The sequence below is a fragment of the Rhizobium skierniewicense Ch11 genome, assembly GCF_023757665.1.
In the GTDB taxonomy this organism is placed as follows: domain Bacteria; phylum Pseudomonadota; class Alphaproteobacteria; order Rhizobiales; family Rhizobiaceae; genus Agrobacterium; species Agrobacterium skierniewicense.
Window position 1 is genome coordinate 440,913 of the sequence record NZ_RXPG01000005.1, and the last position, 22,215, is coordinate 463,127.

The following is a 22,215-nucleotide window of genomic DNA, read 5'->3' on the forward strand; positions in this document are numbered from 1 at the left end:
GTGTTCATGGCGCTCGCGCGCCTCTAACCCCGAACGTCGAACTCGATTTCAAATTGCATCTGATCATAGCCCGGCTCGACGTGATCCGGCGTCTCATGCAAGACTATGTCATAATCAAGCGGTGTGTGCATATGCGTCAGCACTGCCCGTTTTGGGTCTAGCTTTTCGATCCAGCCCAAAGACTGTTCCAGGGACAGGTGGCTGGGATGATACTTGTATTGCAACGTATCGATAATCAATACGTCGAGATTGCCAAGCGTAGCCACTGCTTCAGGCGGAAAATCGCTGACGTCGGTGCAGTAACCGATGTCGCCGATGCGAAAGCCAAGCGAGTGGGTATCGCCATGCGTTTGCATGTGAGGCTTGAAATGAATTGCCCCACCTGCTCCGCTGACCGAGAATTCCACACCCATATCGGTAATAAGGTAAGGTTCGACAATAGGCGGATAATTGCTGCCTGGCGGCGTCTCAAGGCAATAGGGAAAGCCGTCACGAATGCGCTGCATGGTGACAGTGTCCGCATAGATGGGAATGCGCTTGCGGCTGGAGATGAAATAGCCACGCAGATCGTCAATGCCGTGGAGATGATCGGCATGCGCATGCGTATAGAGGACGGCGTCGATATGCTCTACCTTTGCGGCAATCAGTTGTGCGCGCAAGTCCGGCCCGGTATCGATGACAACGGTCGTCACGCCCCCGTCCGGCGAGAATTGCTGCACCAGGAAGGCGGCGCGGGTGCGCTGATTTTTCGGGTTGTCAGGATCACAGGCACCCCAGTCGCCGTTGATGCGCGGCACACCGGGCGATGAGCCACAACCGAGTATCGTGAAGCGACGCCGAAAGCCTGTCACTGCCTACACCTTCGTCATTTTCGAAAAACAGCGAAATGCGTTTTCGGTGGTGATACGTGCCATCTCTTCTGAGCTGACGCCATGAACCTCTGCCAGCACTTCGGCAGTGTTGACGACGTAAGACGGCTCGTTGCGCTTTCCGCGCCAGCGCTTCGGTGCCAGATAAGGTGCGTCCGTTTCCACCAGAAGCCGATCCAGCGGAACGGTTGCTGCGATATCGCGGATATCCTGTGACTTTGGAAAGGTCAGAATACCGGAAAACGAAACGTAGCCGCCAAGCTCCACTCCAGCTTTCGCAAGGTCCGGTCCTGCGGAAAAGCAATGGAGAATGAAGGGGAACGGCCCCTTCCCGCTTTCCTCGCGCAGGATTGAAATCATGTCGTCGTCGGCGCTGCGGCTATGAATGACGAGCGGCAGTTTCGTCATGCGGGCCGCCTCGATGTGGCGTCTCAGGCCGGTTTTCTGATCTTCCGGTTTCTGCGTGTCGTAGAAATAATCCAGCCCCGCCTCGCCGATAGCAACGATCTTGTCGTGACTGTTCGCCAGATGAACCAGATCATCAGCGCTGATATCGAGTTCTTCATCCGCGTTGTTGGGATGCGTACCCACAGAGCAAAAGACCGACGGATATTTTTCCGCGATCTTCAACAGCGCCGGCAGGCGTGCGACCCGCGTGGAGATCGTCACCATCTGCGAAACACCAGAGGCGTGAGCGCGCGCAATGATCTCGTCGCGCTCTGCATCGAAGTCGGCGAAATCCAGGTGGCAGTGTGTATCGATCAGCATTGGCATCAAGTCTCTGGCGCCACGTAGCGCGGGAAGACGGGCTTTGGCGCGTCGAGTGGCGTCCCGGGAGCGAGACGACCATTCTTCCCCAGAGCCGCGAAGTCGCGCTTGTCCGCAGGAGCGGCAATGGTATCCAACAGCTTTGCGGCCGAGTCCGGCACGAATGGCTGCAACAGAATTGCGATCTGGCGAACCACTTCTGCAGTCACATACAGCACGGTTCCCATGCGCTCAGGATCTGTCTTCTTCAGCGCCCAAGGCTCCTGCCCGGCAAAATATCTGTCTGTTGCGGAAACCACGGCAATGATCGCGGCCAACGCCTTATGGATCATCTGCTTGCCCACTTCGTCACGGCAGACTGCTTGCAGCGCATCTGCGGCTGCAAGCAGCTCCTTGTCGTCATCACTCAGCGCGCCTGGAGTCGGTATCTGCCCATCGCAGTTCTTGACAATCATGGACAGCGAACGGCTGGCGAGGTTGCCGATTCCGTTGGCAAGATCCGCGTTGACGCGTGTCGCGATCAATGCGTCGTTGCAATTGCCATCCTGACCGAAGGATATTTCGCGGCACAGAAAATATCGGACATAATCAACGCCAAATTTTTCGAGTATTTCGAACGGATCAATAACGTTGCCGAGAGACTTCGACATCTTCTCGCCGTTGTTCAAGACAAATCCATGCGCGAAAACCCGCTTGGGCAGCGGCAATCCGGCGCTCATCAGAAAAGCTGGCCAGTAGACCGCGTGGAAACGGATGATATCCTTGCCGATGATGTGAACGTCTGCTGGCCAGTATTTCGCACGAGGACCGTCTTTGTCTTCGATGTAGCCGGTTGCAGTCATGTAGCTGGTCAGCGCATCGACCCACACATACATCACGTGCTTCGGATCATCGGGAACCTTGACGCCCCACTCGAATGTCGTACGTGAGATCGAGAGATCTTTGAGACCTGATTTGACGAAGGAGATGACTTCGTTCCGGCGCTCCGCTGGGCCAATAAAGTCAGGATTGTCTTCGTAGAGCTTCAGCAGCTTGTCCTGATATTCGGACAGCTTGAAGAAATAGCTTTCTTCCTCGACCCATTCCACGGGTGAGCCCTGCGGACCATAGCGAACGCCATCGGCACGAACTTCCGTCTCATCTTCGGCATAATAAGCCTCGTCACGAACAGAATACCAGCCGGCATAGCTGTCCTTGTAAATATCGCCAGCATCCGCCATCCGCTTCCAGATATTGCGTGATGCCTCATGATGACGCTCTTCTGTGGTGCGGATGAAATCGTCGTTGGAGGCGTTCAGCAATTTACCCATGGCGCGGAACTGGTCGGAGTTGCGCTGCGCCAATTCCTCCGGCGTAATGCCTTCCGCCTTCGCGGTCTGCTGCATCTTCTGGCCGTGTTCGTCCGTACCTGTCAGAAAGAAAACGTCCTTTCCATCCAGGCGCTGAAAGCGCGCCATGGCATCCGTTGCGATCAACTCATAGGCATGGCCGATATGCGGCTTGCCGTTCGGATAGGAAATCGCTGTGGTGATGTAGAAAGGTGTCTTGTCTGTCATGACGCTCAATCGGTTTTATGGTCTGTTTTGAGATAAACCGCTCTTAGCCTATTGTTCGCACAAGCGAAAGCAAAAGCCGTACAAAAAGGATGGGTTCAAACCGCGCGCATGTCTTCCAGAATGGAAAGGACCATCTGCTTCTTGTCCAGATTATACGCCTGGGCAATGGTGATTCGTTCTGAAAGCGACGACGAAAGACGTGCGTGACGTTCCGCAGCATTAAGATCGCCTGCAATAGCGGCCGCCCTCGCCCGCTCCATCAAGGTCTCGGTGGCGTGTTCCATGAAGAAGCCGAGGACGATATCACCGTCTTTCTGCGCCAGAACGTCGGCCAACTTGTGCATCTGCCTGCGCGCAGACGGCCCCGCTGCCGCCATGACTTCACCGAAGACGTCGACGATATCCGAGCCGCCGTAATTGAGAAGTTTCAGCGCTTGGGAAACGCTGCCCTTGGACGCATCCAGCAGAGAATCGCGTTTGTCGGCCGACATGGTCAGGCCCAGGTTTTGCAGCGCCCTCTCCATGTCATTGTTCTGCAAAGGTAGCAGACGCAGCGGCATGCAACGTGACCGGATGGTGGGCAAAAGCTTGCCTGGCGCGTGGGAAAGCACCAGAAACATCGCACGTTTCGGTGGCTCTTCGAGTATTTTCAAAATGGCATTGGCAGCGTTTCGATTGAGGTCGTCAGCGGGATCGATGATAACGATGCGCCAGTTTCCCGTGCCTGAGGTCTGGGAGAAGAAATGCCCTGCCCTGCGAACCTCATCCACGGTAATTGCGGATTTCACCTTGCCGGTCTTTTCATCGACCGGACGCGTGAGATGTAGCAGATTGTGCGATGCGCCGGAGGATATCTGACGGCTGACCATGGAAGCCGTGTCAGGATCGGCAATGGTTTCCGGGGCAGCCAACGGGTCCGGATGAGAGAGGACGTGGTTGGCGAAACGGAAAGCGAGCGTTGCCTTGCCGATCCCCTCGGGTCCTTCGATCAGAATGGCATGGTGGCCTTTGCCGGAACGATAGGACTGTGCCAGAAATTGTTCCGCCTCCTGATGGCCGAACAGTTTCGTGTTTTCCTGCGGCGCAATAGCCCCGTCCAGAACGCCCTGACCCTCACTCATTGCGTGACGTCCGTGCGAGCTTTGATCTTTTCAAGAAGCGGCTCGACCAGCGAAAGCACATCCGCCGTCACCTTGTCCTGCGGCTGATCGGCATTGACCGTGCGACAGCGACGTGGCTCGTTGAGCGCTATGTCGAGATAGGCTTCGCGGCGCTTCTCGTGCGTTTCAAGCTCTTCCTTTTCGAAGCGGTCCGGTGTCGCGCCATCGTCTGCACGCTTGCGCGCACGGGCCAGGCCAGCGGCGGCAGGAATGTCGAAGATCAATGTCAAATCCGGCATTGTTCCGTCGATGGCAATCCGTTGCAGCGTCTCGATAAATTCAGGTTCAAGGTTCCCGGTGGTTCCCTGGTAGACACGCGAGGAATCCAGAAATCGGTCGCACAACACGACGGCTCCTTTCCCCAAAGCTGGACGAATGACCTCTTCGACATGGTCATTGCGGGCTGCAGCAAACAGCATAGCCTCCATACGCACGCCGAAAGGCTCGGCAGCACCTGATAGCAGCACATGCCGCACTGCTTCGGCACCAGGCGAGCCTCCGGGCTCACGCGTGACGATGACCTCAAACCCGCGCTCACGCAAGGTTTCAGCCAGAATTTTAATCTGCGTGGATTTTCCAGCACCCTCGCCGCCTTCGAAACTGATGAACAATCCGGTGTTTTCGGGCAATGTCTTTTCCTGATTTCAGCGGTTACGCCGTATCGTCTTTAACCCATGCGGAACCGTTGCGAAACGGTTAAGTCACAGCCAAAAGAGAAGCAGTTCCTTAAGCGCGCCCGCGGCATTCTGGGTCAGCGTCCCTTTTTCAACAGCAGCCGTGGTATAGAGCGGCACGTCACGGAGCAGTTTTTCTCCGGAAAAAATCTTCAGCGTCGCGGCGTTGTAGCCCGTGTCCAATGGAGCGTTCAAAGGCCAGTTATAGACGATCCTTCCCGACAGACGATCGGGATTGTTGATGGGAACGAGAACACTCACCTCCTCGCGGACCGTCAGGGAAACGGCACTCGTTGAACCACCGTAAACGCCGATATTGCCGACGATCTCGTCCTTTTGGAAAAGATTGCGCTTTTGAAAAGCCGTCAGTCCCCATTCAACGACGCGGCGGGCTTCCTCTTGCCGTGTTTTATCGTCAGCCAGACCCGCAAGCGTCAGATAGATGCGACGACCATCACGTTCGGCCGACACGACTGCAGAAAATCCCTGCCCTTCTGCAAAGCCCAGCCCCAACCCGTCGATACCATTTCCGAGGAGAGAATTCTTGTTGCGCTGAAAAATGCGGTTCCACTCAAAATCGGGCTTGGCAAAAAGTCCGTAACGATCCGCGTAGGTGTCGTGAACATGTTTGGCCAACACCACCATGTCACGCGCTGTTGTCTTGCTGACCTTATCGGGAAGGCCGGTCGAATTGGCAAAGGAACTGCCTGTCAGGCCGAGCGCAGTGGCGTGATCCGTCATGCGTTTGGCAAAGGCCTCGTCCGATCCGGCCAACCCTTCGGCAACGACAAGGCAGCCGTCATTCGCGTTTTGGACGATGATGCCTGTGAGCAGGTCGTTGATGCTGACGGTGGATTTGAGCGCTGCAAACATGGTGGAGGTGCGAGAAGGCGCACCACCCGTCCGCCAGGCATATTCCGAGACGGGGTAGCCCGTATCGGCACTGACCTTGTTCTTGCTCAGAGCATCCATGACCACTTCAACCGTCATAAGCTTGGCGAGTGACGCCGGCGCAAATGGTGTGTTTTCATTGATGGCTAGCAAAACCGTGCCGGTTTCGGCATCGATCATATAGGCCTGCTGCGCTTTCACAGCCAGCCCGCCGGACTGTGCATGGAGCGTGCAGACGCTTGCCCCCAGCAGGGACGCTGACATCAGAAAAGCTTTCAAATATCGGTTAAATGTGCGCTTCAAAACACGAGCCCGCCATCACTTGTATCAGAATGCCTGCATAACGTCATAACACACCAGCATCCGCTTGTGGCCGATACCGGAGGAATCATACGCAGGGCGTGAGATTATGCGCGAGACAAGACCAAAGGGTAAAGATCAGCGATCATTACCCTGTCTGTTTTTCACAAAAGCAATGATGGATTGCTCGTTCAGGCCGCCTTTGTTGACAAGAACCTTATCGAAGGCACTTGCCGCCTTGGAGACCGATGCGGTTTCTTCCGAATAGGCTGAAGCGAACCGGCCTGATGGTGTCGGCGCGCGCAAGAAGTTGCCTTCAGGTCGCTCGTTCAGGATAGGACCATATTCGGGCAATACGACGAATTGCTCACCGCCCTGCCCCACCACGGGTGCAGGGCCATCGACCAGCGGCATGGCCTGAAGCGCCTGGCTCTTCTTCGAGCCGACCAGCGCCATCTGTGCGGAACCGCCATATGCAGGGCTGTTTGGGATAGGAAGGTTCGACGATGACGCGGACGCCACCATCACGCCACTTGCGATCTGTCCTTCAGGATTGATGCCGGGGCCGCGAGCGCCCTTCGGAACGTAAGACGCCATCAAATAAGGCATATCATGACCATCCAACGGCGCGCGGCCCACATACTGGACGCGGACACTGGCTGTACCGGTCGCCTTCATATCCAGGAGATCTGCCGTCTTGCTCGAAACGTCGATCAGACGCCCCTCATGGAACGGGCCGCGGTCGTTGACGCGAACGACAACCGAAGAGCCATTCTTCAGATTCGTAACGCGGGCATAGCTGGGCAGAGGAAATGTCGGATGGGCAGCGGAGAGGTGTTCTTTATCATAGGCTTCGCCGTTGGCCGTCAGACGACCGTGAAATGCGGAGCCGTACCAGGATGCGAGACCTGACTTGTCGTAGTTCTGCTCTTCCTTGGGAAAATAGCGACGACCCTTGACCGTGTAGGCATTACCCACCAGGAACCGCCCGCCGCCCTTGGGAATATTCGCGCCATCCGCAACGCGCGGACTTGCTTTCACGCCATACTCGGACTCGGAGAAGTATTCCTTGCTGCGTTTCTGCTTCGGCTTGGTTTCCGACGTCGTGGAACAGGATGCCGTTGCCGCGCACAGAACGGCAATGCCGAGCCACTTAGCGCTCACACCGACTTTCATTACAGCAGATTTCAAATCCATGCCCCGTATCACTATGGGCCGCCTCCGCAGCAGCCCTACACACCTCGATCATCACGCCCTCTGACATCGAAGCACCTAACAGGCGCCTAATCTTGCCCGCAACATGGCGAAATTGCGAACGTTGAATGCGATTTCGATAAAATTGTAACGAACGTGGTTAGCCAAGAGTTAACGCGCCGTCGACATTAGAGGCGCTAAAATGCCTACCTGAACGGATTGACGGCATGACGCAAACCGATATAAAGCGACACGCATAACGTGGATGGGTGTCCGAGTGGTTTAAGGAACCGGTCTTGAAAACCGGCGTGCGTGAGAGCGTACCGTGGGTTCGAATCCCACCCCATCTGCCACGTATGTTTCGCATACGTTCCTATATGTTCCGTTTTTGTCTTGCGCAGTAACCATTTTTAGGTTTCTCTGTTCCCATTCGTTCCTACCGCTTTTCATACAATCCCATGAAAAAGCGGGTACGGTTGCGGGTACTTTCAAATTGAAATGCGGGTACAGCGAGAACAAGCGTGCTGACAGACACAGCGATCAAAAAAGCAAAAGCCAGAGATAAAGCTTACAAGCTTGCAGACACCAATGGCCTACATCTCTTTGTCGCCACATCCGGGTCAAAGAGCTGGCGGTATCGCTACTACTTCGCTGACAAGGAAAAGCTTCTAGTCCTAGGCTCATATCCCGACGTGTCTCTCGTGGACGCGCGACGACTCAGGGATGACGCCCGCAAGCTCTTGAAGGATGGGAAAGACCCATCCGCGCTGAAGAAGCTCGAGAAAGTCATTGGTCGAAAGCAGGCCGGCGAAACGTTCCAGGCGCTGGCCGAGGAATGGCATGAACACACCAAACCGACTTGGACCGATCGGCACGCCGCAGAGGTGTTGACGACGCTCAAAAGAGACGTCTTTCCTCTGTTGGGTGACCTGCCTATCAGAAGCATAGATGCCCCTACGATTTTAGGGGTTTTACGGCTTGTTGAAAAGCGTGGCGCTGTGGAAACAGCAAAGCGCCTCCGGCAGCGGATTTCCGCTGTCTTCGTTTATGCAATCTCGTCCGGTCGCGCCGACACCGATCCTTCGGCAGTTGTCGAAGGCGCGCTCGCCCCGCTCGAGAAAGGGCGGCAACCATCGATCATCACTCTGCAGGGCGTGAGGCAGATCCTAGCGGACGTTAACAACACCCCTGGGCGAGGTTACAACAAGCTGGCAATTCGTCTGCTGGCGTTGACGGCAGTTCGACCAGGTGTTCTTGCTGAAACTCCATGGAGCGAATTTGACGAGCTCGACCCGGAGAACCCCGTCTGGATAATCCCCGCGGCTCGGATGAAATTGAAGAAGCGCCTCAAGAATGAGGAGGCTTACGACCATCACGTTCCCCTGTGTACGCAGGCGATGGAACTGATCGACGTCCTCAGGCGCGTGAACGGCAGGTTTCCCTTCGTCTTTCCAAACCTCAGGAAGCCACGACAGCCAATGTCCACCAACACCATGGGGTACATGCTGAACCGGGCGGGCTATCACTCCCGGCACGTTCCTCATGGCTTCCGGGCCTCATTTTCATCGATCATGAATGAAAGGCTCCCGCAGGAATCGAAGATCATTGATCTCATGCTTGCTCACAAACCGAAAGATGCAGTCGAAGGCGCATATAACCGTGCACAGCACGCCCAGCGGAGACGTGAAATCGCTCAAGAGTATGCGGACCTTATTTTGACCGGAGCTCCGTCAGCGGCTCAACTTCTTATGGGACCGATCAGGGTAGTAAACAGCAAACTGGAAACGGGGGCTCGGGTCACAAAGCTGAAAAAGGCGAAGCGCGTCGCCTAAAGGTGCAGGCATAGCAACCATGCGACCAATATGATGCTTGCCACAGCGACGACTTTACCTTGCGGCTTGGCAGCCTCTTTGATGTTTCGTGCTCTAGGTCGCATCATGCCGGCTTCTCCCGATCTCCGCGTGGCGGAGGCGAAACGCCTTCAGGATAATCTCAACGATGATGATCCCGCCGATTCCGACTATAAACCCGCCCACGCTTGCAGATTGCTCTTCAGGTACGCTCAGTTTACCAAATGCCCACTGGAAGAAGATGGTTCCCAACGGACTAAGGTAATAGGCCGCAACGCCACCGACGAAAAACTTGCGAAGACTGGCCCACGGACCAGTCCACTCCATCGCAACGGAAACGGCAGATCCGGCAATACCAGCGAGGGCGACCTTTCCCTCGTTCGAACTAAGCCATTCCCAAAAACTCATTTTCGCTTCACTCCTGCACGGCGCGGGTAGCAGCTCTCGCCCCACCGTTGCCATGCCTCGCGCACTCTTGGCGCGTCCAGACGCCGCCGGCGCATATGCCGACAACTGTCCTGTCAATCTTTCGCTGGTCCGCAGGGGTGGCCCCGCGGGCGCCGATCAAATCAGTTCCGACCACGCGGCGCAGGCCCGAGACATTTCCCGGCCCCGAAATCCCACATCCCGCTAGCGCAATCGTCAAACCGATCACGAGCGCCGTCCGCACCATTCCCAGCCGCATTGTTTTGCCTTTCCGTTTTGACTATCGCGCGTTCTGTCGCGTTACGGTCGATCATGATGACGGCGGCGGTGACAAAACTTGCCGCCGCCAATCCTAAAAGGAGGTAGACGCCGACGCGTGTCATCAGACAGCAACCTCGCGGCCAAAGAGCGTGTTGATCCGTCGGGCGATCACGTCACGCTTGCGGTAAGCAATGACGCCAAGAACGGAGATAGCGACGAAGATAGCGATCCAGCCCCAAGGGAGACCCATTGACCAGGCAGCAGCGCCAGACCCGAGAAGAGAGCTCGCGCCGCCTTGCACCGCTTCCTTGGTTGCAACAGCGTCGCGGCGGAGCTGGGCGAGCGTAGCCGAGCCGATCACGCCGTCTGCGACAAGGTGCGGGTGGGCGGACTGGTAGGCTTTCACGGCGGCAGCGGTTTTCTCACCCATCCAGCCATCAATAGCGCCGGGATTGAAGCCCTTCGCAGAAAGAATGGTTTGAGCTTCCTTCACCACGTCGTCGGGACGCTTCGGAGCGGCATCAATGGCGACGCGAGGCACGCCCTCGCCGACACCGGTGTAGATGCCCAGTTCGAACAATAACGCCTCTTCCTTCCGGCGACGGACAAGACCAGCCAGTTTCTTCCCCTTGGCCGTGTTATAGTGGCTGCCAAGGTAATCGGCTGCGGCTTTGGTTTTTCCCGCGCGCCACAGCTTCGCCCATTCCCAATCCATCGCGCCCGTGCCGAGATTGAAAATTGCTGAGACAGACGCGTCCAGTTCGTGCTGCTTACGGTTCGTTGGGGAATTGTTGACCGCAGCGGGTTCAAACTCACTGGCGAGAACAGCGGCGAAAATCGTATCGGACTGCTCTGCGGTGATTTTTGTCTTACCAGGCACCAGCTTTGTGATGCCGATTTTTGCAAGTTCACGCCGTACCGACGGACTGCCCATCGTGAACCCAGTTCCGATTGTTGGTACGCGGACTGGATCCAAATAGCATGTCAGCGGGTTACCTTCGTGACCACGCGTGAAAGCCCTGCCTTTTGGCGATGTTGAAGTGATTGACGGTGTCATGAGTGCGCTCCGAAACAAGGGCAGCACTCATGCGCTATCGATGTCCTTCAATATCACGCGTCACGTGTTGCAACAATCCAGCATTTCCAGTAATTAGAAAGGGAATGCGCATGAGTGCTGATCCACCTTAACCGGAGACATGCACTCATGACCAAGACCGTGGTTGCCTTTGGCGATCCGAAAGCCCAGAAGAAGTGGTCTGGCGGGCTTTTCATTGACATTACCAAGAAGAGCTATTTCGACCGCAAATTCATCGGCACCTCCGACGAATACGCGATCCAGCGCCTTACCGATCTGGAATCGGAAGCGGGCGACACGATCACGTACGACCTGTCGGTTCAGCTTCGCAACAAGCCCACCTATGGCGACGCTCGCCTCGAGGGCAAAGAAGAAAGCCTTCGCTTCGCCAGCGATCAGCTGAAGATCGACCAGATGCGCCACGGCGTGTCTGCTGGCGGCAAGATGAGCCGTAAGCGCACCGCACACAACATGCGCCAGATCGGCAAGAACCGTCTCTCCGATTACTGGTCCAAGTTCAACGACCAGATGGTTTTCATCTACCTGTCCGGTTCGCGTGGCATCAATGAGGACTTCATCGAAACCGTCGAATGGACCGGCCATGCCGAAAACCCAATCGAAGCGCCCGACAACGACCACATCCTCTATGGCGGCGACGCGAACTCCAAGGCGACTATTGATGCGACGGACATCATGTCCCGCTCGCTGATCGAGCGCGCTCAGGTCAAGGCACGCATGATGTCTGCCAAAGACCCCAAGAACGCGAACATGATGCCGATCCAGATCAATGGTGAAGCCCACTACGTCATGGTCATGAGCCCTTATCAGGAACACGATCTGCGCACCAACGATGCTGGCGGCTGGCTCGAGATCCAGAAAGCCGCGGCAACGGCGGAAGGCAAGGCAAACCCAATCTTCAAGGGTGGCCTCGGCATGATCAACAACACCGTACTTCACAGCCACGAGTGGGCGATCCGCTTCAAGGATTACGGTGCAGATCAAAACGTCCAGGCGGGCCGCGCCTTGTTCATGGGCCGACAGGCTGGCGTTATCGCGTTCGGCTCAGCAGGCGGCTTCCGCTACACATGGACCGAAGAAACCAAGGATCACGGCAATGAGCCGGTTGTTGCGTCTGGCGTCATCGCTGGCGTGAAGAAGACACGGTTCAATGGTCGCGATTACGGTGTGATCTCTGTCGACACCGCCGCGAAAGACCCGAACAACGCAGCATAAGGGCAAGCCCGGCTAAGTCCGGGCTAACCTCCCTCTTCAGCGGTCTACGCGACCATCCAATGTCAAAGGACTTTCGATATGGCGCTCATTCAGAGCAAATACGCCAAGGGCACCGAAGCCCTGTCTTACCCCTCCAACGCCGGTGAAGCTGTCGCTATTCGCTTCTCCCACCAAGTGGCAAACGCTCCTGCTGCCGGTGACATTCTCGAGCTGGCTTGCATCCCATCGAATTGCCGCGTCGTAGACATCGTTCTCGACTCGGACGATCTGGACACAAACGGCGCACCCACGATGTTGCTTGACGTGGGCATCATGAGTGGCGGGTTCAGCGATGAAAACCCTGCCCGCACATGCGGTGCGGAGTTCTTCTCCGGCGCAAACGCAGCTCAGACCGGTGCAGTGGCTCGCCCGACGCTCAAGTCGGCCTACCGCACCACGCCTTCCAACATCGATCGCTCCATCGGTATCAAGTTTACCACGGCAGCGGCCACCTTCGCGGCGGGTCAGATCGGGCTGACAGTTTTTCTGTCCACCGAGTAACCCTCCGGGCCGCGTGACACATGAGGGGGCGGCAAGCCCCCTTTTCTTTAAAGGAGTGGGCAATGAAAACTCTAATCGAATGCAAGACCGGCCACACGATCCAGACACTCGGCGGTGTCTCCTACAGCTTTGATCGCGATGAACACGGGCGTTTTGTCAACGAGGTCGCGAGCGTACTCCATCGGTCGCTGTTTCTGAACGTGGATGTGTATCAGGAAGTGCCGCTTACGCCTGAGGCGGATGATGATCAGGAAATCCCTGCGTTCCTGAACGGTGGTATCGACCCTGTCGAACCTGAGCCTGAGCCTGAGCCTGAGCCTAGTGATACAGCGGCCCAAGAGCCGGTCAAGCCAAAAACGACAACCAAGAAAACTGCTTCCAAGGCTTAACGCATGCCCAAGGCGAATGACATTCTGCGGAGAACCAGCGTCCTTCTTATCGACGATGAGCACGCTCGCTGGCCTCTCACGGAACTCGCCGACTGGCTCAACGAGGCGGTGAAAGCCATTGTTCTGGCGAAGCCTTCCGCCTCCTCCCGTACTTTGCCCCTCCCGCTTGCCAAAGGCACCTATCAGGAATTACCCGCGATGCTCGATGGTGTGACACCGCTCCAGCTGCTCGGCGTGAACCGCAATCTTGTCGGCGATGGATCAACCCGTATCGGTGGCCGCGCCATCCGCACCGCCGCTCGAGGGCTTCTGGACGCGCAGGAACCGAACTGGCACGATCCGGCATATGAGCCCTTCCGCAAGGAAGTTCGCCAAGTCGTCTTTGACGAGAACCTGCCGCTAGAGTTTTATGCGTATCCCGGCAATGACGGGAATGGCGTGGTCGAGGTAGCCCTATCTTACCTACCCGCCCCGGCCCTTCCTCTGGCTGGTCAGGACGAAACCACATATGCGGCATGGGACGTTGAGATTGGCTTGCCTGAGCCCTACTCCGTCCCTCTGCTTGATTATGTGCTCTACAAGGCGTTCTCGAAAGACGATATCGCCGGAGACCCGACCAAAGCGATGTCGCACTATCAAACCTTCGCGGCAGCGGTTGGCATTAAGGTTCAGGCCGAATCGTCAGCCAATCCGAACAGGAGACGCTGATGCGCGATATCGATGATCTGCTCCCCGAGGTTTTAATCCACGCTCCCAACTGCTCTGATCCCATTGCGCGTCGGTACCTGCGCGAAGCAGCTCGCGATGTTTGCGACAAGGTGGATCTTTGGCGCGAACGCGATCACATCACGATCAGCGATGCTGAAGGTGAATGCCTGTCCACCATTTCAGACGCCGAGATTGTGAAGATTGAAGCCGCAGACTTGGATGGGGTGACGCTTACGCCCGAAACCCCGGAGTGGCTCGATGACAATTATCCCGGCTGGGACAAGCCGGACGACTCGGGCGCGACGTCGCGCTTCATAACCCAGATTAAGCCAGGCGCGATCCAAGTCGTTCCACCCAATACCGGCAAGCTATCGGTTCGGTTCATTCTCAAGCCATCCCGCAAAGCCACCACTCTCCCTGATTTTCTCATCGACAAATACGGCACCGAAATAGGCAAAGGCGCTGCGGCTCGCGTTCTGATGCTCCCGACGGATGACGGCGGACCTAACCCTCAAATGGGAACGGTACTGCAAAGCGAGTTCACCGCATTTCTCGACAAACTGCCAATGAAAGTTGCCAAGGGCCAGCAAGGTGCACGTCCTCGCACAAAAGGGAGCTACTTTTAATGCCTGCCAGCACTTATGCCGCCAACGCACTGCTGAACCTATTCCTGCGCGGCGTTGCGTTTGTCGCCCCTGCCCGCGTTTATATTTCGCTCCACACAGCAGATCCGGGCGTGGCTGGAACGTCTGAGGTCACATTGGCCGCTTGGCCCGATTACGTGCGCCTCGATGCGGCTCAGGGTGGCGCTGTGGCGACCGGTTTCATGGCCGCGGCGACCAAAGCTACTGAAAACCTGCTCGAGCTGCTGTACCCCGCTCACAATGGCGCTGCACCTATCACTATTACCCACTTCGCGATCTGGACCGCCGCCAACGGCGGGGAAATGATCTTCCAAGGCGCGCTGACCGCGAACAAGACGCTCAACCCCACCGATGAGTGCATCATTCATGCCGGCGACCTTGATGTGACGGTGGCCTGATGGAAAGTCGGGGATCGGTCAACGGATCTGAGATCAACGCGCTGCCCTTGAATGCGGGAACATTCCTCGTCGATTGCGCCGCTGTTGCGACCGTTTCGGTTGCTCCGTCGCTGTCTCTTATTCGTCGTCTCGTCTCAGTTGCCGCAGCGATCATCACGGTACCAGGTACTATGTTGCTGACGGCCCGACGCTCCGGCGCGGCACTCATGACCATCACCGTTTCCCCCAGCGCCAGAATGGCACGTCGTGCGACGTCTCGAATGGCGTCTCAGATTGGGGTAGCAGCAACGATGAAGCTGGTTCGCCGGGTGGCGCCAGTCAGTTCCACTGACGTCCGCATCGATGCGGCCGCGCTGCTGTCGTGGCGCTTCATCCGCCGCACCGATCAACAGCGCATCATGAGGCTGGAACGCGCACGCCATTCGCTTGTCTACCCCGAGAACCGTCGAATGACCGTGCCCGCTTCGAGAAACATGATGCAAGTACCGCGCTGCGCGGAGGTAATGCCTTGAGCGACGTCATGACCAAGCAACCCGCCGACGTGCTCGACTATGATGTCGATTTCGTCCGCTGGCTCCCTCCCGAGGACAGGATCATATCAGCGGTGAGCGTCATTGAGGGAGCGACAGCCCAAATTGATCGGACAGACTTTTCCGACACCGTCGCAAAGGTTTGGATTTCCGGCGGTGAAGATGGTGACAACGGCACCGTCGCTTTGACGATTGCCACGGTCGCGGGCCGCACCAAGCAATTCTGTTTCAATATCAAAATCAGGGAGTGCCGTTGATGGGCCTCAAACTGTCTAACAACGCTGTTTCGTCGTTAAGCGCTTCGATCACGGCAGCGGCAACCAGTCTCGCTGTCCAGGGAGCGGATGCTGGCAAGTTCCCTGTCCTCGCTGCCGGCGACTGGTGCCCCGCAACGATCATTGATGCGGCCGGGAACATGGAGATTGTTCGTGTCACTGCCCGAAATGGCTCAACGCTCACAGTCACACGTGCACAAGAGGCAACCACTGCAAAAGCTTTTGCGACTGGCTCGCGCATTGACGTGCGATTAACAGCTGGCTCCATCGGAAATATGATTGGGCAGAATGCTGAAGCCGTGGCTCTCACCGGTGGCAACATTTCGGGCACTACCATCAGTAATATACCTGATTTGGCGATTGCAGATGGCGGAACAGGCGCAAGTACCCCTGCCGATGCCAGAGCAAACTTGGGCCTTGGAAACGTAGCAAACACTGCTCCCGCCGACATGCCTGTATCCTCGGCCCAACAGACTGCCATCAACAACGCGGCGGGTGCACGCGTTGCCAAATCCGGTGACACCATGACCGGCGATTTGATGGTTCAAAAGAACTATCCGCAGATCCGGCATCATTATCCGAGCGTTCGCATATGGGCAACGCAGGTCCGAGAGAACGGTTTTTTCTACCTTTGGGACGAAAGCGGAAACGCAGCCAGGTTCTATGTGGGCACAGACGGATCCATGTGGACTTCTCAGCTAGGCGACATCAATACCCGTATCGAAACCCGCGCCGCTGCCTACGCGGATGATCGCATGAACCAGCTCAAGCCATATGCAGGTAATGATGCTAACAACATCAATTTCCCTATTGGAACGACGCTTGCTGTCGTGGGCACGTCACCTACAAGAAACCAGTTCATGAACGTGTTTCTGTCTGGGACGGCCTCTGACTTCAGCACATCGGGCACCATGATTGCAGGTACTTGGGCGGCAAGGGGCCGTCCATCTTCAGGAAACTGCATTGTTCAAAGGATTGGATAGATGAGCAACGAAATCACTCTCAATGGCTGGACTATCCATAATGTTTTCAGCGTAAGAGCTACTGACCAGCCAGAGGCGTACACGCTCGATATCGAATTTTCAGGTCCCGAGACCTCACAGATGCGAGCTCCTTTTGGAAGCAGGCCTGACGATCCTTACGGTGTCGGCCCAGCAGCTCGGCAATGGTTGGTCGATAATGCCGGAAAGTTTGAAATACTGCCGCCGACTTCTCCAGAACCCACGCCGCTCCTGCCCGTTACGAAGCGTCAACTTCGTCTTACACTTGTTCGCGAGGGTATTTCCATCGGAGGTATCGAAGCGCTCATTGCATCAATGCCTGATGGATTGGAAAAGGAAGAGGCCCAGATCGAATGGGCAGACGCGCAGACATTCGACCGTAACCATCCGACGCTTTTAATGGTCGCTGGAGCGCTCGAATTGTCGCCTGAAAAGGTCGATGAAATGTGGCTTAAGGCGATGCTCGCCTAATTTATTCTGCACAGAGGAGCGCATCGTTGGCAAAAATCGTCATCTCGGCATTCGCTGGCGAAAAGCCGCTGATCCTGCCCCGCTTACTGCCAGAGACGGCGGCAACCGAGGCGGTCGGCGTTCGCCTTGATGATGGCGGCCTCACCCCAATCAATGGCTCACTCAAGACCGGCAGCATGATTGGCGGCGATGACAGGACGATCTACCGCCATCAAAACAACTGGCTTTCTTGGCCGGGGATTGTGGACGCGACACCAGGGCCAGTTGCACAAGACCGCCTGTACTTCACCGGCGACGGCGTCCCGAAGATGCGGGTCGGCGGAACCGTCTATCCGTTAAAAGTTCCTCGACCCACCGCCGGTGCTGTTGCGGCAGTAACTGGAAGCGGCACCGGAGACGTTCAAAGCCGAACTTACGTTTATACCTACGTCACAAGCTTTGGCGAAGAGACGGCACCGTCACCGGGCAGTCCCATCATCGACTGGAAGCCTGGACAAACCGTCACTTTGAATGGGATCGAGGCTCCTCCGGCTGGCCGGTCCATAACCCTACAACGCATCTACCGCTCCCAGACAGGCTCGAGCGGAACGTATTTGTACCTAATCGCAGAACGGGCAGCCAGCGCTGCGAACTTCGTTGACAACATCGCTGTTGATGCTTTCCAGGAGGCTTTGCCTTCTGCTGGCTGGGACGAACCACCGGACGCTCTGACCGGGATCACGTCGATGCCGAACGGCATGATGGCTGCTTTTGTGGGCAGAGACGTCTACTTCTGTGAGCCATGGCGCCCACATACATGGCCCGAGAAGTATGTCATGAGCTGCGACAGCGATATCGTTGGCTTGGCTTCTATCGGCTCAGTACTTCTGGTGATGACAAAAGCCAACCCATACATGATGACGGGCTCTCACCCCGATTCGATGCAGAGCGTGAAGCTCGAAGCAAACTTCCCATGCATCAATCCGCGCGGGATCGTGGATCTTGGTTTTGCTATTTGCTATCCGAGTAATGATGGGCTGATTTCGGTCAAGGCGTCGGGTGAAGTCAGTCTGGTGACAGAACAGTTATTTCGACGCGACGAGTGGCAGGCGTTGTCCCCCCAGACGGCGGTCGGTGCTCAACATGGGAACATCTACCTGTTGTTCTATGATGTGACGCTTAATGACGAGCGCGCTACGGGCGCCCTATTCATAAACGTAAATGCCGCGCCTTTCCTTGCTCGATCCAGCGAGACGGCCGATGCGGTTTTCTTTGATGTCGAATCTTCGGGCCTTTTCTTCAAACGAACTGGCGACGCAAACGTTTACAGGTTCGATGACCCAGCGGGCTATCCAGAGAGCTACTCGTGGCGATCAAAGGAATATTGGTTACCAAGGCCTGGTACATTTGGTGCACTTCTGGTGGATCAAGGTTCGATAGGCGATACGACAGCCGCTGCACGCGTTGCAGAGGAGAGAGCCCGAATTACGGCTGTCAACGAAGCGACGTTCGCGTCTGGCTTGCTCAACTCCGCAATCAACGAGCATGTCGTCGGGTCGATGATACTCAACGGCGATGCAATGTTGCCCCTGCCCTCGCCACTCGCTGCCAACATCAGTATTTTTGCGGACGGAAAGCTTGTCGGTACCGCGAACAAGTTGGGCGCTGTGTGTCGCCTCCCTGCGAAGAATGCTCGATGCTGGGAGATCGCGGTGCAGTCCAACCTGCCAATCGGTAGCATCTCCCTCGCTACATCCGTCAACGAGCTCCGGGGATAAAGATGGCATCGCAGCAGCAGATCATCGAAAAGGTGGAAATCCTCGACGGCTCCCGTGCCGGCGCAAGAGACAAGGCAGCGGTGCGGATCGAGGACGTCCAAGAGCTGCTGCAACTCGCCCAGGTAAAAACCAAGACACTGACCGCCGCACCCACCATGAATGACTTCAACTCCCTGCTCAGAGACCTCAACGAGATATCAAATCGGCTCAACTCTGTGGCAATGTCGATTCAGCGTAAGATCATTCGATGATGAAAGAGGTCATCTACGGCCCGACCGACGAACTGGTGGCACTGGCGGCGCGACGTGGCAAACTGAGCTTCCGCGACGATGCAAAAGCGATCGCTATCCAATCCGCGAACGGCATCGACGGCGTTGTAATTTTCGACGCCTTCACCACGCGCGGGTGTTGGGTTTCCGTCGTATCAAATGGCAGCCGCAGATGGATCACTCGCGAGCTGATTATCAAGGTGTTCTGCTACCCGTTTCTCCAGCTAAACTATCCCCGGCTCAATTCTTTTGTGTCGGTGAACAACGCCGATGCCATTCGGTTCAATGAGCATTTCGGGTTTCAGCGCGAAGGCGTGATGCGAAAAGCTGGCGACGAGGGCGAGGACTTGATTGTTTACGGCATGCTTCGCGAAGAATGCCGCTGGCTGCCTGAACGCTTCGCTGGAAAAATCGGACGCGCGGCGCTATAACAGACCGAACGCGCATGAGTGCTGACCTCTCAAACTATAGGCAGCACCATGGGCAAAGGCAGCAGTTCTGCCCCTGATCCAGATCCACTGATCGGACAGGCGGCACTCAAGCAAGCAGAAACCGGCGAAAAGTGGCTTTCCTTCGCCACCGATGCTTTTGCCATCTCTCAGGATCGGCAAAAAGAACTAGACGCTCTGACGACGAAAGTCACAGAGCAGCAGCTGGGCCTTGCGACTGATCAGGCTGGCTGGGCCAAGAAGGATCGCGAGCGTTACGAGAGCGTCTATAAGCCGGTTGAAGACGACTTCATCAAAGAAGCGACCAACTATGCGACCGACGCGCGCCAATCGGAAGCCGCTGCGGAAGCGCGGGCCGACGTGCAGTCCGCAGCAGCCACGAACCGTGCCGCTACCGAGCGGGCGAACGCGTCAATGGGCGTCACACCCGGTAGTGGCAGGTTCACCGGCGTCCAAGCAGCGGGCGACCTCGGCGTGACACTGGCGGAAGCTGGCGCATCGAACACGGCCCGGCAAGGCATCAGGGATAAAGGCCTCGCGCTTAAAGCCGACGTCGTGAACCTCGGGAAGGGCTTGCCAGCACAGGCCGCCGCAGGTGCTGGTGGCAGCGTCGCCGCCAGTGGCACGGCGCTATCAGGAAATCAGGCAACGAATGGGCAGTCCCTCGCAGCCAGCACCATTATGAACTCTGGGTATGGGGGCGCGATGCAGGGCTATGCCGGGCAGGCAAATACGCTCAACCAGCAATATGGCTTGCAGCTCGACGGCTGGAAGGCACAGCAACAGGCCAACGCTCAGGGCGCGGCCGGGATTGGAAGTTTCCTCGGTGGTATCGGCGGTTTGATTTTCTCCGATGAGGAGTTGAAGGAAAACAAGGAAGAAATTCCGGACGGTGAAGCGTTGGAAGCGCTGAAGGCCATGCCCATTGAGGAATGGGATTATAAGGAAGGCGTGGCAGATGGTGGCCGCCACGTCGGTACCTACGCGCAGGATTTCCAGCGAGAGACGGGGCGTGGAGACGGTCACACCATCCCGGTTCAGGATGCCCTGGGCATCACGATGAAGGCTGTTCAGGACATGGACAAGAAGCTCGACGCCACCATCGAGGCAATTGGATTGGGCGGGGTAAGTGCTGGAAGGCGCAAGCCGTCGGTCCCACAGGTTCCACAACAGGAGAACGCAGCATGAGTTTGGCAATTGGCCTTGGTGGCTTCATGGACGGCTTCACGGGCGGCATGCGAGCTCGCGATGCGATGGATGATCGCAAGCGCTCGAAGGTTATTCAAGAGCGACAGGATGTCGAATACAATCGGTCACTCGATCAGCGGAACGCCGTCGATCAGATCAACAAAGACGCTCGCTCTACGTTCGACGCTCAGGTGACGGCCGGAACGCAGAAGCCGGACAACTTCGACCAGTTTTGGAATTCTTATGCCGTCCCGAAGCTCAAAAATACCTACCTCGTGAATGGCGACATGGACAACGCCAAGCGCGTTCAGGACTGGGGCGACAGCGAGGATGCGAAGAACGGTGCCAAGCTGTTCTCTGGCGCGCTGGTTAAGGCACAGACTGGCGACAGCGCTGGCGCTCTTGCCGATGTCATTCAGGCAGGCAAGATCAAAGGCTATATCAACAACGGCTATGAGGTTCTTGGTCAGGAGCCAATTCTAACGCCTGATGGTAAGTCGCGTGGCTTCCGCATTTCGCTGAAGATGCCCGATGGTAAAGAGGTGCAGCAGGACATTCAAACCGCTGACTTGCCGAAGCTGATTGCCACGTTCGGAAATCCTGAAGCCGCGTGGAATAGCCAGATTGCGTCTCGGGCCGCCGCTGAAAAGGAAGCTGGAGAGCTCAAGCAGTACGAAGAGAAGAAGAAGATCGATAAGCAGTATGGCGTTGGTGACACGAAGCAACGCGGCGATGCAATCACATCATTGAGAAAGCGGCTCGATGGTGGACTGGCTGGCGACGAAAAGAAGTTCGACGATCTCTCTGCCGAGGAGAAAGAGAGGCTCATCGGCGACGAGCTCGAGCTGATACGCGGCCAGCCCGGAGTTGCCGGACAAGCAGCCCCATCGCGGCCCGAAAAGAAAGTGCTGGTCGATACAGTTACCGGCAAACAGGTTCAGTCGTCGTCGCCAAGCCCGGCCCCCTCGCCGCCCGAGCGAAGACAAAAGGATGATAATGCCAGAGCACCGACGCCAAGGGAGGCTCCCATGCCAGGCGTACCTGCTCGTGCGCAAGCTGGCGTCCGCTCGCGGATAGAGGATCTGAAAAGGAGATCCACAGCGGAGGCCCCCGGCGTTGCCGCCCCCTCACAGGAACAGGCTGTTAGCAAAGCAAATGCCGCCCTTGAGGGTGGGGCATCGGCAGAAGAAGTTGCGACAGGATTGCACGAGGCGGGTGTGCCTGAGTGGCAATGGCCCAGGGTAGTGCAAGAGGCGCTACGAGCACGGCAGCAGTCTTACGGACTGAACCCATAAAAAAAGGCCCGCGTGATGCGGGCCTTTCGCTTTTAGTTCAAGCC

General features: G+C 56.8%; 26 protein-coding genes and 1 tRNA gene. 17 read left to right on the plus strand and 10 right to left on the minus strand.

Features of this window, described 5'->3' with window-relative positions; translation table 11 throughout:
- Positions 1-23 precede the first annotated feature (23 nt).
- The 7 genes from EKM04_RS05535 to EKM04_RS05565 all read right to left on the minus strand — a co-directional run bounded on the left by EKM04_RS05535 (position 24) and on the right by EKM04_RS05565 (position 7,415).
- Entirely contained in the window at positions 24-851 is an 828-nt protein-coding gene (locus EKM04_RS05535) for an MBL fold metallo-hydrolase (protein ID WP_183896917.1), read from the minus strand.
- Positions 852-854: 3 nt separating this feature from the next.
- Positions 855-1,637, minus strand: coding sequence for a TatD family hydrolase (locus EKM04_RS05540; protein WP_183896918.1), 783 nt, complete (start codon positions 1,635-1,637; stop codon positions 855-857).
- 5 nt (positions 1,638-1,642) lie between these two features.
- Entirely contained in the window at positions 1,643-3,193 is a 1,551-nt protein-coding gene (metG, locus tag EKM04_RS05545; protein ID WP_183896919.1) for a methionine--tRNA ligase, read from the minus strand.
- 95 nt (positions 3,194-3,288) lie between these two features.
- A complete protein-coding gene (locus EKM04_RS05550; RefSeq protein WP_183896920.1) occupies positions 3,289-4,314 on the minus strand; it encodes a DNA polymerase III subunit delta' in 1,026 nt (341 codons plus the stop codon).
- Positions 4,311-4,982 carry a dTMP kinase gene (tmk, locus tag EKM04_RS05555; RefSeq protein ID WP_183896921.1) on the minus strand — a complete coding sequence of 224 codons (672 nt, stop codon included), beginning with the start codon at positions 4,980-4,982 and terminating at the stop codon, positions 4,311-4,313. The genes EKM04_RS05550 and tmk overlap by 4 nt, the downstream gene beginning before the upstream one ends.
- A gap of 72 nt (positions 4,983-5,054) precedes the next feature.
- The gene (locus EKM04_RS05560; RefSeq protein ID WP_183896922.1) at positions 5,055-6,182 is read right to left on the minus strand and encodes a D-alanyl-D-alanine carboxypeptidase family protein; all 1,128 of its coding nucleotides are present in this window, start codon (positions 6,180-6,182) and stop codon (positions 5,055-5,057) included.
- A gap of 174 nt (positions 6,183-6,356) precedes the next feature.
- Positions 6,357-7,415, minus strand: a complete 1,059-nt coding sequence (locus tag EKM04_RS05565; RefSeq protein WP_412762981.1) for a septal ring lytic transglycosylase RlpA family protein — start codon at positions 7,413-7,415, stop codon at positions 6,357-6,359.
- Positions 7,416-7,675: 260 nt separating this feature from the next.
- On the opposite strand from EKM04_RS05565, the gene EKM04_RS05570 reads away from it, so the two are divergent.
- Both EKM04_RS05570 and EKM04_RS05575 read left to right on the plus strand, forming a co-directional pair.
- Positions 7,676-7,765 (plus strand) — tRNA-Ser (locus tag EKM04_RS05570).
- Between the two features lie 168 nt (positions 7,766-7,933).
- Entirely contained in the window at positions 7,934-9,244 is a 1,311-nt protein-coding gene (locus EKM04_RS05575; RefSeq protein WP_183896923.1) for a tyrosine-type recombinase/integrase, read from the plus strand.
- 93 nt (positions 9,245-9,337) lie between these two features.
- Here EKM04_RS05575 and EKM04_RS05580 read toward each other — a convergent pair whose 3' ends face one another.
- From EKM04_RS05580 to EKM04_RS05590, 3 genes are all read right to left on the minus strand, one after another.
- On the minus strand, positions 9,338-9,670 hold the full coding sequence (locus EKM04_RS05580; protein WP_183896924.1) for a hypothetical protein: 333 nt from the start codon (positions 9,668-9,670) through the stop codon (positions 9,338-9,340).
- Between the two features lie 7 nt (positions 9,671-9,677).
- On the minus strand, positions 9,678-9,947 hold the full coding sequence (locus EKM04_RS05585) for a hypothetical protein (protein WP_234910976.1): 270 nt from the start codon (positions 9,945-9,947) through the stop codon (positions 9,678-9,680).
- A gap of 123 nt (positions 9,948-10,070) precedes the next feature.
- Positions 10,071-11,006 carry a glycoside hydrolase family protein gene (locus tag EKM04_RS05590; RefSeq protein WP_183896925.1) on the minus strand — a complete coding sequence of 312 codons (936 nt, stop codon included), beginning with the start codon at positions 11,004-11,006 and terminating at the stop codon, positions 10,071-10,073.
- Between the two features lie 147 nt (positions 11,007-11,153).
- Here EKM04_RS05590 and EKM04_RS05595 point away from each other — a divergent pair, with 147 nt between their 5' ends.
- The 15 genes from EKM04_RS05595 (at position 11,154) to EKM04_RS05665 (ending at position 22,171) form a co-directional block, all read left to right on the plus strand.
- Positions 11,154-12,257: a N4-gp56 family major capsid protein gene (locus EKM04_RS05595; protein WP_183896926.1), complete on the plus strand. Its 1,104-nt coding sequence runs from the start codon at positions 11,154-11,156 to the stop codon at positions 12,255-12,257.
- Between the two features lie 78 nt (positions 12,258-12,335).
- Positions 12,336-12,797, plus strand: coding sequence for a hypothetical protein (locus tag EKM04_RS05600; RefSeq protein ID WP_183896927.1), 462 nt, complete (start codon positions 12,336-12,338; stop codon positions 12,795-12,797).
- A gap of 62 nt (positions 12,798-12,859) precedes the next feature.
- A complete protein-coding gene (locus EKM04_RS05605; protein WP_183896928.1) occupies positions 12,860-13,186 on the plus strand; it encodes a hypothetical protein in 327 nt (108 codons plus the stop codon).
- A 3-nt stretch (positions 13,187-13,189) separates the two neighbouring features.
- The gene (locus EKM04_RS05610; RefSeq protein WP_183896929.1) at positions 13,190-13,894 is read left to right on the plus strand and encodes a phage adaptor protein; all 705 of its coding nucleotides are present in this window, start codon (positions 13,190-13,192) and stop codon (positions 13,892-13,894) included.
- Positions 13,894-14,520 carry a hypothetical protein gene (locus tag EKM04_RS05615; RefSeq protein WP_183896930.1) on the plus strand — a complete coding sequence of 209 codons (627 nt, stop codon included), beginning with the start codon at positions 13,894-13,896 and terminating at the stop codon, positions 14,518-14,520. The genes EKM04_RS05610 and EKM04_RS05615 overlap by 1 nt, the downstream gene beginning before the upstream one ends.
- Positions 14,520-14,936, plus strand: coding sequence for a phage tail fiber protein (locus tag EKM04_RS05620; RefSeq protein WP_183896931.1), 417 nt, complete (start codon positions 14,520-14,522; stop codon positions 14,934-14,936). Before EKM04_RS05615 ends, EKM04_RS05620 begins: the two co-directional genes overlap by 1 nt.
- Entirely contained in the window at positions 14,936-15,448 is a 513-nt protein-coding gene (locus tag EKM04_RS05625) for a hypothetical protein (protein ID WP_183896932.1), read from the plus strand. The genes EKM04_RS05620 and EKM04_RS05625 overlap by 1 nt, the downstream gene beginning before the upstream one ends.
- Complete coding sequence (locus tag EKM04_RS05630; protein ID WP_210290132.1) at positions 15,445-15,723, plus strand: phage fiber-tail adaptor protein; 279 nt, start codon at positions 15,445-15,447, stop codon at positions 15,721-15,723. The genes EKM04_RS05625 and EKM04_RS05630 overlap by 4 nt, the downstream gene beginning before the upstream one ends.
- Positions 15,723-16,724, plus strand: coding sequence for a hypothetical protein (locus tag EKM04_RS05635; RefSeq protein WP_183896933.1), 1,002 nt, complete (start codon positions 15,723-15,725; stop codon positions 16,722-16,724). The genes EKM04_RS05630 and EKM04_RS05635 overlap by 1 nt, the downstream gene beginning before the upstream one ends.
- Positions 16,725-17,213 (plus strand): hypothetical protein, encoded by a 489-nt coding sequence (locus EKM04_RS05640; RefSeq protein WP_183896934.1) that lies wholly within the window; start codon positions 16,725-16,727, stop codon positions 17,211-17,213.
- 26 nt (positions 17,214-17,239) lie between these two features.
- The gene (locus tag EKM04_RS05645) at positions 17,240-18,970 is read left to right on the plus strand and encodes a hypothetical protein (RefSeq protein WP_183896935.1); all 1,731 of its coding nucleotides are present in this window, start codon (positions 17,240-17,242) and stop codon (positions 18,968-18,970) included.
- A gap of 2 nt (positions 18,971-18,972) precedes the next feature.
- Positions 18,973-19,221 (plus strand): hypothetical protein, encoded by a 249-nt coding sequence (locus EKM04_RS05650; protein ID WP_183896936.1) that lies wholly within the window; start codon positions 18,973-18,975, stop codon positions 19,219-19,221.
- A complete protein-coding gene (locus tag EKM04_RS05655; protein WP_210290133.1) occupies positions 19,218-19,670 on the plus strand; it encodes a GNAT family N-acetyltransferase in 453 nt (150 codons plus the stop codon). Before EKM04_RS05650 ends, EKM04_RS05655 begins: the two co-directional genes overlap by 4 nt.
- Before the next feature lie 48 nt (positions 19,671-19,718).
- On the plus strand, positions 19,719-20,876 hold the full coding sequence (locus EKM04_RS05660) for a tail fiber domain-containing protein (RefSeq protein ID WP_183896937.1): 1,158 nt from the start codon (positions 19,719-19,721) through the stop codon (positions 20,874-20,876).
- On the plus strand, positions 20,873-22,171 hold the full coding sequence (locus tag EKM04_RS05665) for a hypothetical protein (RefSeq protein ID WP_183896938.1): 1,299 nt from the start codon (positions 20,873-20,875) through the stop codon (positions 22,169-22,171). The genes EKM04_RS05660 and EKM04_RS05665 overlap by 4 nt, the downstream gene beginning before the upstream one ends.
- Positions 22,172-22,215 lie beyond the last annotated feature (44 nt).

Coding starts and splice junctions, on each gene's coding strand:
- EKM04_RS05650 (WP_183896936.1), top strand. CDS start 18,973: ATGGCATCGCAGCAGCAGATCATCGAAAAGGTGGAAATCCTCGACGGC.
- EKM04_RS05625 (WP_183896932.1), top strand. CDS start 14,936: ATGGAAAGTCGGGGATCGGTCAACGGATCTGAGATCAACGCGCTGCCC.
- EKM04_RS05655 (WP_210290133.1), top strand. CDS start 19,218: ATGATGAAAGAGGTCATCTACGGCCCGACCGACGAACTGGTGGCACTG.
- EKM04_RS05620 (WP_183896931.1), top strand. CDS start 14,520: ATGCCTGCCAGCACTTATGCCGCCAACGCACTGCTGAACCTATTCCTG.
- EKM04_RS05560 (WP_183896922.1), bottom strand. CDS start 6,182: ATGTCAGCGTCCCTGCTGGGGGCAAGCGTCTGCACGCTCCATGCACAG.
- EKM04_RS05550 (WP_183896920.1), bottom strand. CDS start 4,314: ATGAGTGAGGGTCAGGGCGTTCTGGACGGGGCTATTGCGCCGCAGGAA.
- EKM04_RS05600 (WP_183896927.1), top strand. CDS start 12,336: ATGGCGCTCATTCAGAGCAAATACGCCAAGGGCACCGAAGCCCTGTCT.
- EKM04_RS05595 (WP_183896926.1), top strand. CDS start 11,154: ATGACCAAGACCGTGGTTGCCTTTGGCGATCCGAAAGCCCAGAAGAAG.
- EKM04_RS05660 (WP_183896937.1), top strand. CDS start 19,719: ATGGGCAAAGGCAGCAGTTCTGCCCCTGATCCAGATCCACTGATCGGA.
- EKM04_RS05640 (WP_183896934.1), top strand. CDS start 16,725: ATGAGCAACGAAATCACTCTCAATGGCTGGACTATCCATAATGTTTTC.
- metG (WP_183896919.1), bottom strand. CDS start 3,193: ATGACAGACAAGACACCTTTCTACATCACCACAGCGATTTCCTATCCG.
- EKM04_RS05610 (WP_183896929.1), top strand. CDS start 13,190: ATGCCCAAGGCGAATGACATTCTGCGGAGAACCAGCGTCCTTCTTATC.
- EKM04_RS05580 (WP_183896924.1), bottom strand. CDS start 9,670: ATGAGTTTTTGGGAATGGCTTAGTTCGAACGAGGGAAAGGTCGCCCTC.
- EKM04_RS05590 (WP_183896925.1), bottom strand. CDS start 11,006: ATGACACCGTCAATCACTTCAACATCGCCAAAAGGCAGGGCTTTCACG.
- EKM04_RS05540 (WP_183896918.1), bottom strand. CDS start 1,637: ATGCTGATCGATACACACTGCCACCTGGATTTCGCCGACTTCGATGCA.
- EKM04_RS05565 (WP_412762981.1), bottom strand. CDS start 7,415: ATGGATTTGAAATCTGCTGTAATGAAAGTCGGTGTGAGCGCTAAGTGG.
- EKM04_RS05665 (WP_183896938.1), top strand. CDS start 20,873: ATGAGTTTGGCAATTGGCCTTGGTGGCTTCATGGACGGCTTCACGGGC.
- EKM04_RS05615 (WP_183896930.1), top strand. CDS start 13,894: ATGCGCGATATCGATGATCTGCTCCCCGAGGTTTTAATCCACGCTCCC.
- EKM04_RS05635 (WP_183896933.1), top strand. CDS start 15,723: ATGGGCCTCAAACTGTCTAACAACGCTGTTTCGTCGTTAAGCGCTTCG.
- EKM04_RS05585 (WP_234910976.1), bottom strand. CDS start 9,947: ATGCGGCTGGGAATGGTGCGGACGGCGCTCGTGATCGGTTTGACGATT.
- EKM04_RS05605 (WP_183896928.1), top strand. CDS start 12,860: ATGAAAACTCTAATCGAATGCAAGACCGGCCACACGATCCAGACACTC.